Source organism: Acinetobacter sp. YH12106 (assembly GCF_013418995.1).
Classification (GTDB): domain Bacteria; phylum Pseudomonadota; class Gammaproteobacteria; order Pseudomonadales; family Moraxellaceae; genus Acinetobacter; species Acinetobacter pseudolwoffii.
Genome location: NZ_VPAV01000001.1, coordinates 13,114 through 28,749, shown reverse-complemented (window position 1 = coordinate 28,749; position 15,636 = coordinate 13,114). Strand labels below are relative to the sequence as shown.

General features: G+C 42.3%; 23 protein-coding genes. 19 read left to right on the top strand and 4 right to left on the bottom strand.

Going from position 1 to position 15,636, the window contains the following annotated elements; genetic code table 11:
- The first annotated feature begins 4 nt into the window (after positions 1-4).
- The 4 genes from FTU45_RS00180 (at position 5) to FTU45_RS00165 (ending at position 1,982) form a co-directional block, all read left to right on the top strand.
- Positions 5-586, top strand: a complete 582-nt coding sequence (locus FTU45_RS00180; RefSeq protein WP_180035561.1) for a hypothetical protein — start codon at positions 5-7, stop codon at positions 584-586.
- A gap of 98 nt (positions 587-684) precedes the next feature.
- Positions 685-1,020, top strand: coding sequence for a hypothetical protein (locus FTU45_RS00175; RefSeq protein WP_180075686.1), 336 nt, complete (start codon positions 685-687; stop codon positions 1,018-1,020).
- Positions 1,021-1,226: 206 nt separating this feature from the next.
- A complete protein-coding gene (locus tag FTU45_RS00170) occupies positions 1,227-1,580 on the top strand; it encodes a hypothetical protein (protein ID WP_086044600.1) in 354 nt (117 codons plus the stop codon).
- A gap of 129 nt (positions 1,581-1,709) precedes the next feature.
- Entirely contained in the window at positions 1,710-1,982 is a 273-nt protein-coding gene (locus FTU45_RS00165; protein WP_180075685.1) for a hypothetical protein, read from the top strand.
- On the opposite strand, the gene FTU45_RS00160 is transcribed toward FTU45_RS00165, so the two are convergent.
- Positions 1,983-2,297 carry a hypothetical protein gene (locus tag FTU45_RS00160; protein WP_257223890.1) on the bottom strand — a complete coding sequence of 105 codons (315 nt, stop codon included), beginning with the start codon at positions 2,295-2,297 and terminating at the stop codon, positions 1,983-1,985.
- A gap of 135 nt (positions 2,298-2,432) precedes the next feature.
- On the opposite strand from FTU45_RS00160, the gene FTU45_RS00155 reads away from it, so the two are divergent.
- The 15 genes from FTU45_RS00155 (at position 2,433) to FTU45_RS00085 (ending at position 11,579) form a co-directional block, all read left to right on the top strand.
- Entirely contained in the window at positions 2,433-2,672 is a 240-nt protein-coding gene (locus FTU45_RS00155) for a hypothetical protein (protein WP_180075850.1), read from the top strand.
- A complete protein-coding gene (locus tag FTU45_RS00150) occupies positions 2,669-3,649 on the top strand; it encodes a lambda-exonuclease family protein (protein ID WP_180075684.1) in 981 nt (326 codons plus the stop codon). Before FTU45_RS00155 ends, FTU45_RS00150 begins: the two co-directional genes overlap by 4 nt.
- A 20-nt stretch (positions 3,650-3,669) precedes the next feature.
- Positions 3,670-4,713 carry a RecT family recombinase gene (locus FTU45_RS15560; RefSeq protein WP_180075683.1) on the top strand — a complete coding sequence of 348 codons (1,044 nt, stop codon included), beginning with the start codon at positions 3,670-3,672 and terminating at the stop codon, positions 4,711-4,713.
- Positions 4,714-4,843: 130 nt separating this feature from the next.
- On the top strand, positions 4,844-5,086 hold the full coding sequence (locus FTU45_RS00140; protein ID WP_086044593.1) for a hypothetical protein: 243 nt from the start codon (positions 4,844-4,846) through the stop codon (positions 5,084-5,086).
- Entirely contained in the window at positions 5,086-5,469 is a 384-nt protein-coding gene (locus FTU45_RS00135) for a hypothetical protein (protein ID WP_180075682.1), read from the top strand. Before FTU45_RS00140 ends, FTU45_RS00135 begins: the two co-directional genes overlap by 1 nt.
- The gene (locus FTU45_RS00130) at positions 5,469-5,630 is read left to right on the top strand and encodes a hypothetical protein (protein WP_167333203.1); all 162 of its coding nucleotides are present in this window, start codon (positions 5,469-5,471) and stop codon (positions 5,628-5,630) included. The genes FTU45_RS00135 and FTU45_RS00130 overlap by 1 nt, the downstream gene beginning before the upstream one ends.
- Complete coding sequence (locus FTU45_RS00125; protein ID WP_167333202.1) at positions 5,627-5,791, top strand: hypothetical protein; 165 nt, start codon at positions 5,627-5,629, stop codon at positions 5,789-5,791. The genes FTU45_RS00130 and FTU45_RS00125 overlap by 4 nt, the downstream gene beginning before the upstream one ends.
- Positions 5,792-6,061, top strand: coding sequence for an AlpA family transcriptional regulator (locus FTU45_RS00120; protein ID WP_004646401.1), 270 nt, complete (start codon positions 5,792-5,794; stop codon positions 6,059-6,061).
- Between the two features lie 118 nt (positions 6,062-6,179).
- Positions 6,180-6,764 carry an aminodeoxychorismate/anthranilate synthase component II gene (locus FTU45_RS00115; protein WP_005096412.1) on the top strand — a complete coding sequence of 195 codons (585 nt, stop codon included), beginning with the start codon at positions 6,180-6,182 and terminating at the stop codon, positions 6,762-6,764.
- A 9-nt stretch (positions 6,765-6,773) separates the two neighbouring features.
- The gene (trpD, locus tag FTU45_RS00110; RefSeq protein ID WP_005096410.1) at positions 6,774-7,820 is read left to right on the top strand and encodes an anthranilate phosphoribosyltransferase; all 1,047 of its coding nucleotides are present in this window, start codon (positions 6,774-6,776) and stop codon (positions 7,818-7,820) included.
- Positions 7,821-7,840: 20 nt separating this feature from the next.
- A complete protein-coding gene (gene trpC / locus FTU45_RS00105; protein WP_005096409.1) occupies positions 7,841-8,647 on the top strand; it encodes an indole-3-glycerol phosphate synthase TrpC in 807 nt (268 codons plus the stop codon).
- 195 nt (positions 8,648-8,842) lie between these two features.
- On the top strand, positions 8,843-9,526 hold the full coding sequence (locus FTU45_RS00100) for a Smr/MutS family protein (RefSeq protein WP_005096408.1): 684 nt from the start codon (positions 8,843-8,845) through the stop codon (positions 9,524-9,526).
- Positions 9,527-9,619: 93 nt separating this feature from the next.
- A complete protein-coding gene (gene folE / locus FTU45_RS00095) occupies positions 9,620-10,168 on the top strand; it encodes a GTP cyclohydrolase I FolE (RefSeq protein WP_005096407.1) in 549 nt (182 codons plus the stop codon).
- 283 nt (positions 10,169-10,451) lie between these two features.
- Positions 10,452-10,889 (top strand): hypothetical protein, encoded by a 438-nt coding sequence (locus FTU45_RS00090; RefSeq protein ID WP_074383031.1) that lies wholly within the window; start codon positions 10,452-10,454, stop codon positions 10,887-10,889.
- 129 nt (positions 10,890-11,018) lie between these two features.
- A complete protein-coding gene (locus FTU45_RS00085) occupies positions 11,019-11,579 on the top strand; it encodes a DUF4385 domain-containing protein (protein ID WP_180075681.1) in 561 nt (186 codons plus the stop codon).
- 19 nt (positions 11,580-11,598) lie between these two features.
- On the opposite strand, the gene FTU45_RS00080 is transcribed toward FTU45_RS00085, so the two are convergent.
- The 3 genes from FTU45_RS00080 to FTU45_RS00070 form a co-directional block, all read right to left on the bottom strand.
- The gene (locus FTU45_RS00080) at positions 11,599-12,987 is read right to left on the bottom strand and encodes a diguanylate cyclase (RefSeq protein WP_034609070.1); all 1,389 of its coding nucleotides are present in this window, start codon (positions 12,985-12,987) and stop codon (positions 11,599-11,601) included.
- Positions 12,988-13,150: 163 nt separating this feature from the next.
- The gene (locus FTU45_RS00075; protein WP_180075680.1) at positions 13,151-15,037 is read right to left on the bottom strand and encodes a DUF4105 domain-containing protein; all 1,887 of its coding nucleotides are present in this window, start codon (positions 15,035-15,037) and stop codon (positions 13,151-13,153) included.
- 78 nt (positions 15,038-15,115) lie between these two features.
- Complete coding sequence (locus FTU45_RS00070) at positions 15,116-15,586, bottom strand: DUF3015 family protein (RefSeq protein ID WP_005096400.1); 471 nt, start codon at positions 15,584-15,586, stop codon at positions 15,116-15,118.
- Positions 15,587-15,636: the final 50 nt, after the last annotated feature.

The following is a 15,636-nucleotide window of genomic DNA, read 5'->3' as shown; positions in this document are numbered from 1 at the left end:
ATTTATGTTCGGCTACGCATTGAAAGCTTTTGATTTTTTAAAAGTTCAATACCCAAATAGTGGGGATAACTTGCGCTCACTGCTATATATTTTACCTTGTACGCTAGCTATTGTTTTTTGCTCAATTTTTGCCTTAATTGACTTTAATAGTGCAGAAGGGGTTAATATTTTTGATCACGATGCCTTTGACAATATATCTACTTTTGTACAGATATTACCAGGTTTCTATATTGGCTCATTGGCAGCGATTGCTTCGTATAACTACGCACCTATGGACAATGTGATGTCTCTTCCTGCACCTTTTTTGCGCGAACCGGTTGCAGGAGGACTAAGAGAGTCGAAATTAAGTCGTCGTCGTTACTTAACTCTCTTATTCGGCTATCTATCAGCAATCAGTATTCTAAGCGCGGTTTTTATATTTATTGTTCGTTTGGTTTATTCTGTCGACATTTTTGCGGTTTCCGCGGTAATTTATAATAGTATTTACTATGTAGTGGCACTCATATTCTTTTTCGTTTTTTGGCAGATGATTATGGTGACTTTATTTGGTATTTATTATTTAGCCGATAGAATGCATCGCCCTTAATCTTCTCTTGGTATCTTCTACAGCCCATCCCTGTGATGGGTTTTCTTTTTCCCAAACTCGCTTATAATTCAAACTCTAATAACAATAAATCTATAACTATGAAACACATCGCGCTTATCACTCTACTTTTGTCTTTAGCTTTTACCGGCTGCCAGAAGCAACCATCAGATGACATAGATCTGATTGGTACTACCAAAGCTTTTGAGAAAGCCGACACTATTCTCAATAATTACATAGAAAAGTTAGATTCAGAATTCACCACTCAAGATGTGCGGATTAAAATTTTATGCAGGGATTACCCGCGTGAGTATGAAAAGAACTATATGCCTAACTTGTTGAAGCTCTCACTAGGTGAATACTCTGAAGCTGTGCTTTTGGCTGATATGAATTTGGTTTTGGATCACTACAAAGAGAAAGATGCTATTCAGTGCTAAAGCTTTCTTACTTCTGAAATATTAAATCTTTATATTGGACTTAAGACCTCTCATGACCAGGTCTGTAATAACTAAGTAAAGCATCACTAACCCGCTATCCGCGGGTTTTTCTTTATGTAAGGTAAGTGTAACCTTGTCTTTAAATGTTACATTATAACAATTAATATAAAGATACCTATGATTCATAAATAGAAAGGTAAGTATCAATGAAATATTTGTTAGGTGCAGCATTGTTAGGATTAGCACTTACTGGCTGTACTTCAAATCCACAAAACGAAGTGGTACAAGAAAAAGTTGTGAGCAATACTCCGGCTGAAACTCAGGTAATTAACTTTACTGGTCCAATGGATCTCACAGTTGAATTGAAATCTTCGGATAATTTTGAAACTGCAGAAATGACAGATAATTCTGGCAAGGTTTATCACCTTAAACGAGCTATTTCAGGAAGTGGTATGCGTTTGGCCAATGATGACGGCGTTTCAATTCACTTCAAAGCTGGTGAAGGTATTGTAGAGTTTATGAAAGACAAACCTATCAGTATTACTGAATACAAAAAATAAGATTATTGTTGCAGGACAACCCACCCAGCGGTGGGTTTTCTTTTTAATATATTCAAATTTTCCCTGATATTATGAGCTTAAGACTTTGTGCCAACATTGATCTTAAACCCATAAATATCGGAGAAAAAAATGGCTCAATCAAAATGTGGTTCATGTAATTCAATATCATTTGAATTGCTGGAAAGAAGTGATATTAAAGGTTCTGCATATCCTGTTGCATTTATTCAATGTTCTTCCTGTGGAGCTGTGGTTGGAGTTCTTGAAGATAAGAATTCAGAATGGCTCTTTACTCAACTCAGAAAGAAAATTGAGGGCGTGGAAGCAATTGCCTCAAATATTGATAACAATATTGTCAAGTTACCCAAACTAATAAAGCAATTTTTTAAATCAAGTAAAAAGTGACTAGGCTTTATTTGAAGCGTATGAGCCATTAGAGCAATCATTACTGGTGTTAGTTTTTTCAATAAGTGCATGAAAACCACTTACAGTAATCTTTTGGTTATCAAGCACAAAAGCTTCGGCAACTTCAATATATTCCTGTATAAGGGCATGGTCATGTATGCCTGAAGCTACGTAAGTCTGGTAAAGGTTTGCTCGAAATTCTTTTCGCTTCATCTCAATAAACTCCATCCAACCCATCCCTGTGATGGGTTTTCTTTTGTCTATTAAATCATAGCAATTAATTATTAAAAATAACAAATTCGATAAATCGAACATTTTTATTCCATTTTACGAACAAACCTATTGACAATATTGTTCGGTTAAGCGAACATTAATTCGAAGACAAAGAAAAGCCCCAGCGTTGCACGAACAACCTGAGGCATGACCCACCGTAACGTGAGTGAAATTATTATGAACAAAAACCCAATTCAAAGCAACCTGCCGGAGTTCAATGCATCAAGCATGACTTCTGAGTGCTTGTATCAACATCCAGTGCCTGCACCTAAGCCACATTGGTTAAGCAACTTTTCCGCCTTAGTGGTTCTTATCTCTATTTTTATCGGACTTGCTGCAATGTTTACCTATGCAGCAGATAAAGAAGCTGCTTATCAAGCGGAAGCGATTGCTAAAGCTGTTGGGGGTGTGAAGTGAATCAATCAGTAAATTTACAAAGCATTGAAGATGCTCGTCAAACATGGCTCGAAGCACGTCGTTTAGGTATTGGCGGTTCTGATGTAGCTGCCATCTTAGGTTTAAGTAAATACAGTTCGCCATATCAGCTGTGGCTTGATAAGACCGGTCGCTCTGAACTGGAAGACAGCACTAGCGAACCGGCTTACTGGGGCAACATGCTGGAAGATATCGTAGCCAAGGAATATGCCAAACGTAACGGCGTAAAGGTGCAACGCGTTAATGCAACGATCGCCCACCCTGAACATGACTGGATGCGTGCCAATATTGATCGCGCCATTATCAACCCTGAAATCGCCGGCAATGTCCGTATTAAAGATGGCAAGTTGACCACTGACCGCATTCTGGAATGCAAGACTGCTAACCAGTACCTTGCTAAATTGTGGGGTGATGAACAATCTGAACAGGTGCCGGATTATTACCTGACTCAAGTGCAGTGGTACATGGGTATTACTGGTGCTTCGATGTGTGGTCTAGGCGTGTTAATTGGTGGCCAGCAATTCCGTAGCTATCAAGTTGCATTCGATCCAGAGCTGTTTGAAATGCTCACAGATGAGTGCTCCAAGTTTTGGCATGAGCATGTGCAAAATGATGTGCCACCAGCTCCAACCACGTTTGATGATGTTCTGCATCGTTGGTCTACTCACAATCCTGATCAAGCAGTTCAGGCAGATGATGAGCTTGCCAATCTGGTCGCTGAGTACAAGGACCTGAATAAAACTATCAAAGAAGCTAGTGCTGAACTGGATGGCATGAAGCTGCAAATCTGCTCACGCATGGAAGATGCAGAAATGATTATTGCTGAAGAAAAACGTCTAGCGACATTCAAATATCAGGAACGTAACACACTGGACAGTAAAGCACTTAAAGCGGCTCACCCAGACATTTACGAACAATTTGTGAAGACTTCTAGCACTCGTGTGCTACGCATTAACTAAGATCTAGGAAGAAATAAAATATGAATACTCAAGTACAGACTTTTTCTCAAGCTTCTCCAAGCGCTGCATCTGCATTGGATGTAATGCTTAACACTGAAACCATGACTCGTGTAAATGATTTAGCAATGGTTATGGCTCAAGCACACGTCACAGTTCCTAAGCATCTGCAGGGCTCTGTGGGTGACTGCTTTGCAGTCATCTTACAGTCAATGCAATGGGGTATGAATCCCTTTGCTGTTGCTCAAAAAACCCACCTAGTGAATGGGGTGTTGGGATATGAGGCTCAATTAGTCAATGCTGTGATTACCACACGTGCACCAGTAACAGGTCGCTTGCAGTTTGAGTGGTATGGTGATTGGGCAAAGGTAAACGGCAAAGAAGATAAATCGTTTGAGCGTGGTGTTCGTGTATGGGCCACCATCATTGGTGAAGATGAACCACGTATGCTTGATATATCTATGGGGCAAGTTGGTCCGGTGCGTAATTCACCAATGTGGGTGGCAGATCCACGTCAGCAACTTGCATATCTAGCCACAAAGCGCTGGTCACGCCTTTATGCACCTGATGTGATTATGGGTGTTTATACACCTGATGAATTGGTTGAATCACCTGAAAAGGATATTACCCCCGCCACATCTTCAGCAAAGCCAAATACTGGTGCATCTGCCTTAAAGGACCGATTAAAAAAGAAAACCGAAGTGGTTGAGGCGCAGGTTGTTGAGGTGAATTTAACACCGTTTTATCAGCGTATTAATCAAGCCGAATCGCTGGAAGAGCTCGATCAAATCGGCGCTGAAATTGCTGAATTGAATTTAGGTGAACCAGCAAAAACTGAAATTGGCAATGTATTTAAAGCTAAGCGAAAAGCGATTAAAACTGCTCAAGCATTCCCGGCTGAATCAATTCAATCAGTAATTAACGAGATCAGCAACACAACCGATCTGGAAGCGCTTAACGCAATTATGGCTTCACGCTTTGAGCCTTTTACGGCTCAGATGACTGAGGGTCAGCTCCATGAAATCAACTCAGCGTATGAAGCACAAGAGGCAGCGCTAACACCATGAGTTATTCCTACTCTTCTATGACCCGCGTGCTGCTTGTGCAGCACAAAGGTCGGGTTAGAACTTATCGCAATATCAATCTATTCGGTATTGACGATTGCCTGCGAAATTTTGTGAATACCTGGGGGTACAGATGATCTTCAGAATTAAAAAGAAGCATGAAGTTGGTTTCAAGCTGTGGCTAGAAAAATTGGGTTATACCAAAAATGAACTTGCGGATGGCAGCTCGACATTTAGCGGAAAAGGCACACGCAAGACACTGAGTTACGTGCTCTTAAAGAAAGATTTAACAGGTAATGCGGCATGTCAGGTGCTATTCGATGAATATGAAGAACACCTGGATAACCCTGATTATTTAGATGTGAAGGTGGCGTGATGGAAAAGAATAAATTGTGGTGCGTAGGAATCTGCCCTGAAGATGATAGTCCGCATGAACAGTCACCTGCTGCATCAAAAGAAATTGCTGAACGTGCTTTGGCTCGATACAGAGCCATGACTAAAGCTGAAGGTAATCAGTTCATGATCGAATCATTTGATGAATACTTTCAGGTTCAAGAATGGGAAGGCACAGCTGAAGAACACCAGGAACAAATGTTTTATACAGAAGACTGGTTTAAAGAGCCGATGTACCAGTGCAAAAACATGCAGCAGGCTGAACAAGCTTTTAAGTACGGTAAAATCGTGCACTGCTACAAAGATAATGCTGAGTTAATTACTTCTGATTTTGATGAGGCTAAGCGCTTCTATGAGGTGGCGTGATGGATAGCAATAACCAAATAATTGAACCCACCCCATATGACGATGCGCAATGGCTCTGGTGCGCTGATTGGTGCAAGAAAAAAGGATTAAGCCCATATGATTCTAAGAACTGGGCAGATGCAAAGTTTGAATACTTGAAGGCTCAAGGAGAAAAACAATGACTGATATTCAAAAACCATGTGAGCCTTGTGAAGATAGCAATATCGATCAGCAAGTAAATCTGATGGATCAATTCATTGAAAGCGGTGAATTTGATAAAACTCTAAATGATTTTTTTGGGTTGCCGGAATCAGTAGTTCAAAGCTTAAAGGAGGTGTCTTAGATGGGAACTGAAGCTGAGCACAATTTACTCCAAGCCATTTTTGATGAAATGCAGGAGCTTAAAAGAGCAATGGCAAATCAAGATGAACGTCGAGTAAGTATCAAGGAATTTGCGAAGCGCATGAACATGAGTGAGCCGACTTTATATGACCGCATTAAAAAGGGAGAAATTGACCAACCAAGTAAAGATGGTCCACGAAGTTACTATCTAAATAGTTATGTGAACGAAGTTGTCACAAGGCATTCAAAAACTGGTAAAGTAGCCGCTTGATTGAGCGGCTTTTTAATGCCTGTAAAATCAGTCACTTTCTACAAAGTGAGTAACATAGTGAGTAACGATTAAAAACAAAGATACTCATTTTCATAATTTTCAAGAGGTTACATGCGATATGCTTCTCATGGTCGACAACTATGACTCCTTTACTTACAACATCGTTCAATATTTTGGCGAATTGAATCAAGAAGTAAAAGTAGTCCGTAATGATGCCGTGACATTGGAAGATATAGAGCGATGGCAACCCAAGTATTTAGTGATTGGCCCCGGCCCATGCTCGCCGAGTGAAGCAGGCATTTCGATTCCTGCGATTCAGCATTTTGCTGGAAAAATTCCGTTATTGGGCGTTTGTCTCGGCCATCAGAGTATTGGTCAGGCATTTGGCGGTGACATCATACGTGCCAAACGTGTCATGCACGGCCGTCTGTCGGATATGTACCACAGCGATACCGGGATTTTCAGTAATCTTCCGTCGCCATTTCCTGCAACGCGCTATCACTCCCTGGTGATTGATCAAGCCACCTTGCCTGAATGTCTGGAAGTGACCTGCTGGACCAATGAAGCCGATGGTTCTATGGAAGAAATTATGGGGGTAAAACATAAGACATTGCCGGTCGAAGGCGTGCAGTTCCATCCTGAATCGATCCTGAGCCAGCATGGCCATCAAATCTTTAAAAACTTTCTCGAAATTTATGCCTAAGAACATCTTATGAATATTCAACAAGCTTTAAACAATATTACCAAAAACATTCACCTGACTCAGGATCAAATGCAAGACGTGATGCGTGCCATCATGTCAGGTGAAACCACTGATGCCCAGATTGGTGCCCTGCTGATGGGTTTGCGCCTTAAAGGCGAAAGCATTGATGAAATTACCGCAGCCGCACGGGTCATGCGTGAACTGGCTACCAAAATTGATGTCAGCGATATTCCCTATTTAGTCGATATTGTCGGTACAGGCGGTGATGGTCAAAACCTGTTTAACGTCTCTACCGCGTCTGCATTTGTGATTGCAGCAGCAGGCGCAACCATTGCTAAACATGGCAACCGTGGCGTTTCAACCAAATCAGGCTCGTCAGATTTACTGGAACAGGCTGGGATTAATCTTGACCTGAATATGCAGCAAACCGAGCGTTGTATCCGTGATGTGGGGGTCGGGTTTCTGTTCGCACCGAATCATCATACAGCCATGAAATATGCAATCGGCCCGCGTAAAGAATTGGGGATTCGCAGCATTTTCAATTTACTTGGCCCGCTGACCAATCCGGCCGGCGTCAATCGCTTAGTCATTGGCGTGTTTTCCAATGAACTGTGCCGTCCAATTGCAGAAGTAATGAAACAGCTCGGTGCTGAACATGTGATGGTGGTGCATTCTCGCGACGGGCTGGATGAGATCAGTCTTGCCTCTGCAACGTATGTGGCAGAGCTAAAAAATGGCGAAGTGACTGAATGGGAAATTACCCCTGAATTGGTTAATATCGAATCTCAAACCTTGACTGGTTTAATTGTAGAAGATTCTGCACAGAGTCTGGCATTAATCAAGGATGCATTGGGCAAGAAAAAATCAGAGATCGGTGATAAAGCGGCCAATATGATTGCCCTGAATGCCGGTGCAGGTATTTATGTCTCCGGTTTGACCAGCAGCTATAAACATGGTGTTGCATTGGCACATGACATTATTTATGGCGGCCAGGCTCTGGAGAAAATGAGTGTGCTGTCTGAATTTACCAAAACCATTAAACAATACGAAGCTTAATTCGGTCAGGAATTTTGATCATGGTGGATATCGCAAATACAATTTTAGGCAAGATTGTTGACCGTAAAACGGAAGAATTTGCTCTACGTTTAAAGCAGAAAAGCTATAAAGATCTGGAAGAGCTGGCTCAAGGTGCATCAGCTGTGCGTGGTTTTGCCCAGTCTTTAATGTCAAAACGTCCGGGTGTAATTGCTGAAATCAAGAAAGCCTCACCATCTAAGGGGATTATTCGTGAGAATTTTAATCCTGCAGAAATTGCAGCACAGTATCAAGATGCGGGTGCCGCATGTTTATCTGTCCTGACCGATGTGGACTTTTTTCAGGGTGCAGATGAAAATATTCAGATTGCCCGTTCGCATTGTGACCTGCCGGCGCTGCGCAAAGATTTCCTGATCGATCCTTATGGAGTCATTGAAGCACGTGCCTTAGATGCAGATTGTATTTTACTGATTGTGGCATGTCTGTCAGATCAGCAACTGGAAGAAATGTCGAAGACTGCTTTTGAGCATAATTTAGATGTTTTAGTTGAAGTACATGATGAAGCTGAACTGGAACGTGCGCTGAAACTTTCAGATCGCTGCTTGCTGGGTGTGAATAACCGTAATTTAAAAACCTTCGATGTCGATTTAGATACCTCGATTCGTTTAAAGAACTTACTCGATCCCTCTCGCCTGTTAGTCACTGAAAGTGGTATTGCTACCCCTGCCGATGTGGCGATGATGCAACAGCATGATATTCATGCCTTTCTGGTCGGTGAAAGTTTTATGAAACAGCCTCGACCTGATCATGCATTCCGTAACCTGTTTGGTGAGCCTGAATCGGTTTAACTATTGACTAGTTTAATACTTAGACCAAGCCCAATCTCAGGATTGGGCTTTTTTATTTTCAGGATTGATAAGAAAAGAAATAGCATCATGTGAATTCATAAATACCGAGACATGCCATGCAAGCAATTCATTTCTCCTTTATCTATTTTCAGACTATAATTCTGTTAAATTCCGCATCTTCCTTGTTTTTACATTATGAGTAAACACGATTCTTCATTATCTAAAGATCAGTACAACCTGCTGAAATCTTTTAAGAAGCAAATTACACAGCCGCATAGCCCTGCGGTTGTTGCTGCACCCGTTGAAAAGACTGTCGAGCAAGAAGCTTTAGAAGAACTGGAATTATTCCGCAAACAAATGCAGGGCGTGCAAAAAATTGAATCGGGAAATACCGTTCAATTGGACAAACCGCGCAAGAAAAAACCGGATGCACAAGTCCTGGCAAAGCGTGCAGCGGCGACTGGCCCGATGGAAACAGATGCCATGGCATTATCGGACACGCAGGCCATGCTCAATCCTGTCGGGAGTCAGGCCAACTTGAGCTATCGCATTGCCACCTTGCAGCATAAAGTGTTTGAAGACTTAAAAGCCGGCAATTTACGCTGGTTTGAAGCTGTGGATCTGCATGGCTGTACCGTGGAAGAAGCGCGTCAGGCGGTGCTACAAATTATCCAGATCGCCAAAGATGAAAACCAGAACGTGATTAAGATCGTACACGGTAAAGGCCCGGAAGCGATTTTAAAAACCTATGTGAATGGTTGGCTGCGTCAGCATCGCGATGTTTTGGCTTTTGTCAGTGCGCCTGAAAAACAAGGCGGTACTGGTGCAGTTCTGGTTCTGCTAAAACGTGCAGAAAAGAATCCAAAGTTTAAACAGTAACCGGTTTTCGCCTCAAAACAAGGCATTGTAAAAGTTTTCTGCTACAATGCCGTCCTTGTTCATTCTCAGTTTAAGTGAATACGTCATATGACTATGCAGCAATCCTACGCAAACATTCTTACTGCCGTTGGCGAAGATCTCAATCGCCCTGGTCTCAAAGATACGCCTGTGCGTGCTGCCAAAGCATTTTCATATTTAACCTCGGGTTATAGTCAGACACTTGAAGAAGTCACCAACAAAGCGGTCTTTCCTTCCGACAACCGTGAAATGGTGCTGGTCAAAAACATCGAATTCTATTCCTTATGTGAACATCATTTATTACCATTTTATGGCCGTGTCCATATCGCCTATTTACCAGAAGGTCATGTCTTGGGCCTGTCCAAATTTGCCCGTATTACTGAAATGTTTGCGCGTCGTTTGCAAATCCAGGAAAACTTGACCCAGCAAATTGCAGAAGCAGTGGCGGAAATCACCAAAGCACGTGGTGTCGCCGTGATGATTGATTCTGCACATATGTGCATGATGATGCGTGGTGTGGGCAAACAGGAATCGACCACACGTACAGTCTCTTTTATTGGTGATTTTAAAACTGATAAAGAAACCCGCCGTGAGTTTTTAAGTGCAGTGCCAGAAAGCTACTAAGCCTTAAAAGCCAATTATTTAAAGCCTCGATCATTCGGGGTTTTTTTAATTTCTTATAAACTGCTCTGGTCAGAGAATATCGATATCACAGCTGCTGTTGACCAAATTTGCATTCGTTATACTTGAAGCTAAACAATTGCTGCTTATCTTTGCAACAAGCCTACATTTAGATACATGATAAAGTTTTAATCCAGTTAGTCCTCGCTTAAAGTAAATTGACGTTGATATACAGCAAACAGCTTTATATCTTTCTGCTTGATTTTTAATGACAAGGAAAATGACCATGGCGAATAGCAAAAACAATCAGGACAAAGACAGCAAGAAATCTGCAAAAACTGCTAAAAAGACGCAAGATGAAAAACTGAAGAAGTCAAACAAAAGCAGTGACAAGGACAGCGATCGCAAAGTCAGCAAAAAAGCTGAAAGTGCTAAATCTAAAGCAGCATCTTCTAAAAAAGAGAATGCCAGCAAAGATGAAAAAGTGAAGGCGAAGAAAAGTGCGAGTTCTAAAGGCAGCGATAAAGCCAAAGACCTGAAAACATCTTCAGCGAAAAAACCGTCTAAAGCGAAAAGCAGCAATAAGAGCAAAGATGAAGACAGCAAGACGAAAAAATCTTCTTCAAAAAAATCAGCACCGGCCAAAAAGCAGTCAAGCACTTCGTCCAAGAGCAAGTCTGATAAAGCCAAAACCTCGAAGACCAGTTCGAAAAAGTCAAAGTAAAATCCAAGCCCCATGACTGGGGCTTTTCTTGATCCTGATCTCGGGTGAGTAGATCAGTAGAATTATTTTATATTTTTTAGTGTGTTCTTTATTGGGTGATATCTACTCTTCTAAATATAAGGCAAAGATATGAGTCCAGCAGCCAAAAATCCGCCGCCAAAACGTCAGTCACGGGTGGTGTCGAATAGTTTTGATTATTCTCTGGACTTCGAAAAGATTAATTTTCGCAAACGGCCCGAGTTGTACCGAATTGGCCGAGGAGAACAAGGCGTATTATTGGTGGAGCCTTATAAATCTGAAATTCTGCCGCACTGGCGCTTTGCGGATGAAGAAAAAGCCCAAGCCAGCAGTGACAAAATTTATCAGCTATTCCTAGCTTATTTAAAACAAGATGATTTTATCGGTGCGGACATGGCACGCAAGTTTTTACAGATGGGTTATACCCGTGCCCGCCGTTACGCCAACCATAAAGGTGGGAAAAAATATGATGGGCCGGTTCCGCAAGATAAGAAAGGCTTAAGCGGCGCACATGGCCGTTCAGAATTGCCACGCAGCCACGAAGATCCGGTCAAAGCAGCGGCCGCCGACATTTTTAAACAAAAATGGAATGATGCGAAAAACCATCCAGACTATATTCAGCAAAAGCGAAAATTTCAGGAATTTATCCAGCAACATACGGCAGAGGAATAAAACTTTTAAGCTAGCTGGATCATTGCTGCCCTACCGGATTTGAGGGCGACTGTGCCATATAGACCCGGTTACGACCGGTATTTTTCGCCATATACAGTGCGGCATCCGCAGCATCCAAAAATCGCTGATAATCCGGATGCCCGTCATAGAGCGTACATCCAATACTGATCGTGATTTTAAACTGTTGTCCTTGCGCGGTTTTAATCATGCCATTTTCAACATATTTACGAATACTTTCGGCAATACTTAAGGCACGTTGTTTATCTGTATCGACCAGCAACAATAAGAATTCTTCCCCACCGACCCGGAAGGCATAATCACTGCCCTGACTGTATTTTTGCAGCGCTTCGGCAATAAATTTAAGTGCCAGATCACCTGCGGCATGTCCAAATTTATCATTGATACTTTTAAAGAAATCGGCATCCATCGCAAGTAAAGACAAAGGTGTATGATTTTTACGGGAAAAAGTGATTTCACGGGAAATCACCGTATTTAAATAACGGCGATTTAACAACTGGGTCAATGAATCATTGCCTGATTCAATATATTCCGCAACCTGAAATAACTGATCGACCAGCAGTTGAATTTCACGGTTTAAGTCACGGATTTGTTGAATCAGCCCCAAGACATTATTTTTATCCGTACAATCCATGATGGTCTGATTAATTGCATCAATCTGATAAATCCGCTCAATGATTAAATCGACCTGGTCCGAACCGGTAAAAGCATAAGAGGCTTTATGGATAAACCATAAACCGAACTCGGATTTGGACAACATCGGATGCTTTAAATTGTCAGGGCTCGAAAAGACCTTGAACATCAGTTCATTTTCCCAGTCCAGCAATGAGCTGCGCTGTTTGTCTTTTTGTACCGCTACATCCTGCATGGCTGAAAAAACACGGTAACTGTGTTTGATTTCCTGATTCATGGCTGTTTTGGCTTCATAAGAACGGCACATGATTTCTGTAGCAAAGCCCATGATTTGCACAATATAACTGCAGGCGGTCAACATGCTGTTTTGAGAAGATGCTTGCAACAGTTCAAAAACCTTGCGTTCAATTTCGCGAACACCACGCATGATTAACCAAGAAGGTATACCGACCCGGGCATGTACATGTCCAACCATCGCCTGCTTTTGTACGGCTTGCACATAACTCTTGTTGATCGGTACGCTAAAACTTTCTGACAGCCATTGAATCAGGGTATTACGCAAACGCTGCTGAACCATCTGGTCGGTCAGGAACTGGGCCGATTCTTTTTCTAAGAGCATATTCTTATAGAATTCTTCGACCAGAATAACCGAATGTTCCTGAACAAAATGAAATGCATGCAATAGATCATCTGCTGAATAATTCTGACAGATCTGCTTCCATTGTTCGGCCAGCATTGCCATGCATTCATTATTCATACGACCCATTCCCCAAAACACTGCAATTTGCACTAACATTATGTGACAAATATAACAAAATTCGGGTACATTAACTAAAATATCGACAAGATTATTCCAATTATACTGATCGATGATTCACAGGAAAAGTTTCGTAAACTAGCCCTTAAAATATGTAAGCCGTTTAAAAATAACGGATCAGGCCCAAACTCCATTGATCCCAGTCTTTCGCCTGTTGTTGCTGATATTCCCAAGACAATCGAACTGCATTCTGTGCAGTAAAGGCATATTGCAATTGGGTATTTAGCTTCAGATGCCAGTGATGCGAATCTTCCCAATAAGGCAGTTCCACTTGCACCAGACTGTTGATCTGATCAGTCCAGATATTTTGACAGCCCAAAGTTGGCCCTGCTCCTACGCGCCAGCCCTGATCGAGTGCCTTTCCCGCCTGAAGGTGAGTTTGCATTTGTGCATAGCACAAATGTTCGCGGCTCGCATTTGCCCAACTATAGCCCGCTTGGGTCTTAAAACCGGCGATGCCATGCTGTTGCTCTTCGCTAAACTGGCCATGACGGTCTAAGGCTTCCTGTGTCCAGCCCAGATTAAAACCCCAAGATAAGGGCGTATTAAATGGATTAATCGGGTTATAGGAATTGACGGCCAGTAAATCCAGATGTTCCAGTTTGAGTTCACTATTACGATATTGTAATGCCCCATCCAGAAACAGCAGTTGTGTGCCGGTACGCAAACCACCCTGTGGATCGATTAAATCATGATAGGCCTGACGATGCCCAAGCTGAACAAAGGATTCACCCTGAACCTGTCCGGCCTCAAAACTGATATTTCGTGCATGATGACTTTGTACTGGATCTGTTTTCGGACGCTCAGGTGCTTGACGCTGTTTCTCGATAGCCAGCTGACTTCTTAAGCCCAATAACTTGCGAAAACGTGGCTGGGCAAAGGACTCATCTACTTTCTGTCTGAGAAAATCCAGATATAGATGATCATAGGCCATTTCCAGCACTTTGGCCTGATCCTCTGCCGGATAAGTTTGCAACATTGAAGGCATGGTACCTGTTTCTGCATAAGCCAGCTGATGAGCCTTTTTTGCCAAAGCTTTGCCATGCTGTCTAGATTGAGCCAGCAACTGTGTTTCCAGGGCAGGACGATAAACTTTCTGTTTGATCAAGCCCTGCTGTTCTACCACTTTCAAGGTTTCGATCGGAATGGCAGTCGAATTAAACTGTTTTTGTAAATTTAACTCAGGACGCACCAGATCAAATAACCCCAGCAAGCGATAAGCACAATTATCATTGATAAAATAATAAGGGAAACTCACCTTTTGCATTTCCCAAAGATGCTGCACCAGAAACCGGGTCTCTTGTGGAGTTAAATTTAATTCATATTCCCATAAATCCCGGCTTTCAAAGTCGCCATATTCTTTGACCTTGCGATAATACGGCATCAAGGAATATTCACCCGGATATTGTCCGGTCAGCCCTTTCCAGGCAAATGACCAATTGTCATTGCTATCGACGGTTGCGGCATAGTTGACGGCATAGGAAATCAGGTTGAGCTGCTGTTGATCTTTGGGATCTAGACGCAACAAGGTATGCCCGAACATCGAACTGGGATTACCCATAAAATCTGTGGCATAAATCAGCGTGGCCTGATAGGGCTTGACCTCAGCAATCCATTGATCAAAATCCGGACAACTCACTTCAGGCAATTGCTGTTCGGAAATATCCAGCTGCTGCATTAACCAGCTGCTTCGGGCCGGAAACTTACAACGGATGGACTGATTCGGTTCTGCACTGCCAAATAAGGCCTGAATATTATGCTGTATTTCTTTTTTGAGATCAGTCTTTCCCTGCTCTGCCAGAAAATAGCCTGAATAATCGACCTCGCTGTGGCCTTTAGAATTGGCATACATCAGACGCTGCCAGGTGGTGCTCTGATCCAGACGTTTGCTTTTGGCCTGATCGAGATAATGCTGGATATCCGGATTAATTTCGTTTGCAAAACTTAAGGGACTGAAGGCCAGACCCAACATGAAGAACGCATATTTCATTCAGTTAACTTATTCTCGTCAATTTCTTTGAGTCATAAGAAAAACCCTGCCAGAGCAGCAGGGTTTTCAAAGTGCGGATCAGATGTAAGATTTCAATACTTCATCTTTGGCCATCACTGTTTGTAATGAACTCAGAACTTGAAGGGTATTCTGGTTTTGTTCGGAATAGATTTCAGAAAAATTCTGCTTGGAAATGTTAAAAAAATGGCCTTTGTCTTCAGATTTGATATTCAGAAGTTCGGCCAGAACATTCAGGCTTTCACCTTCACCCACTGCCATATCACGCGCCAGTGCTTCAGCATTTTCATTGGTAAAAGTCACCACTTGAGCGGTGACTGTTCCACCCTGGCTACAACCCAAAGTACCAAACGTGATCCCGAGCCATTGATTCGTGAAAAGAACGTTGGTGGTACCTGCTAAAAGTTTAGGAATAATACCAGTCTGACCGGCCCACACCTGACTTCCGATACCACAGCCGACATCTCGGTCAGCCATTGCCATACTTGAACCAGTCGCTAATACTGCCGCCAGCATAATTTTTTTCAACATACTTATTCTCCAGTTATTCTCATGCAATCTTTGTTATTACTCTCATTATG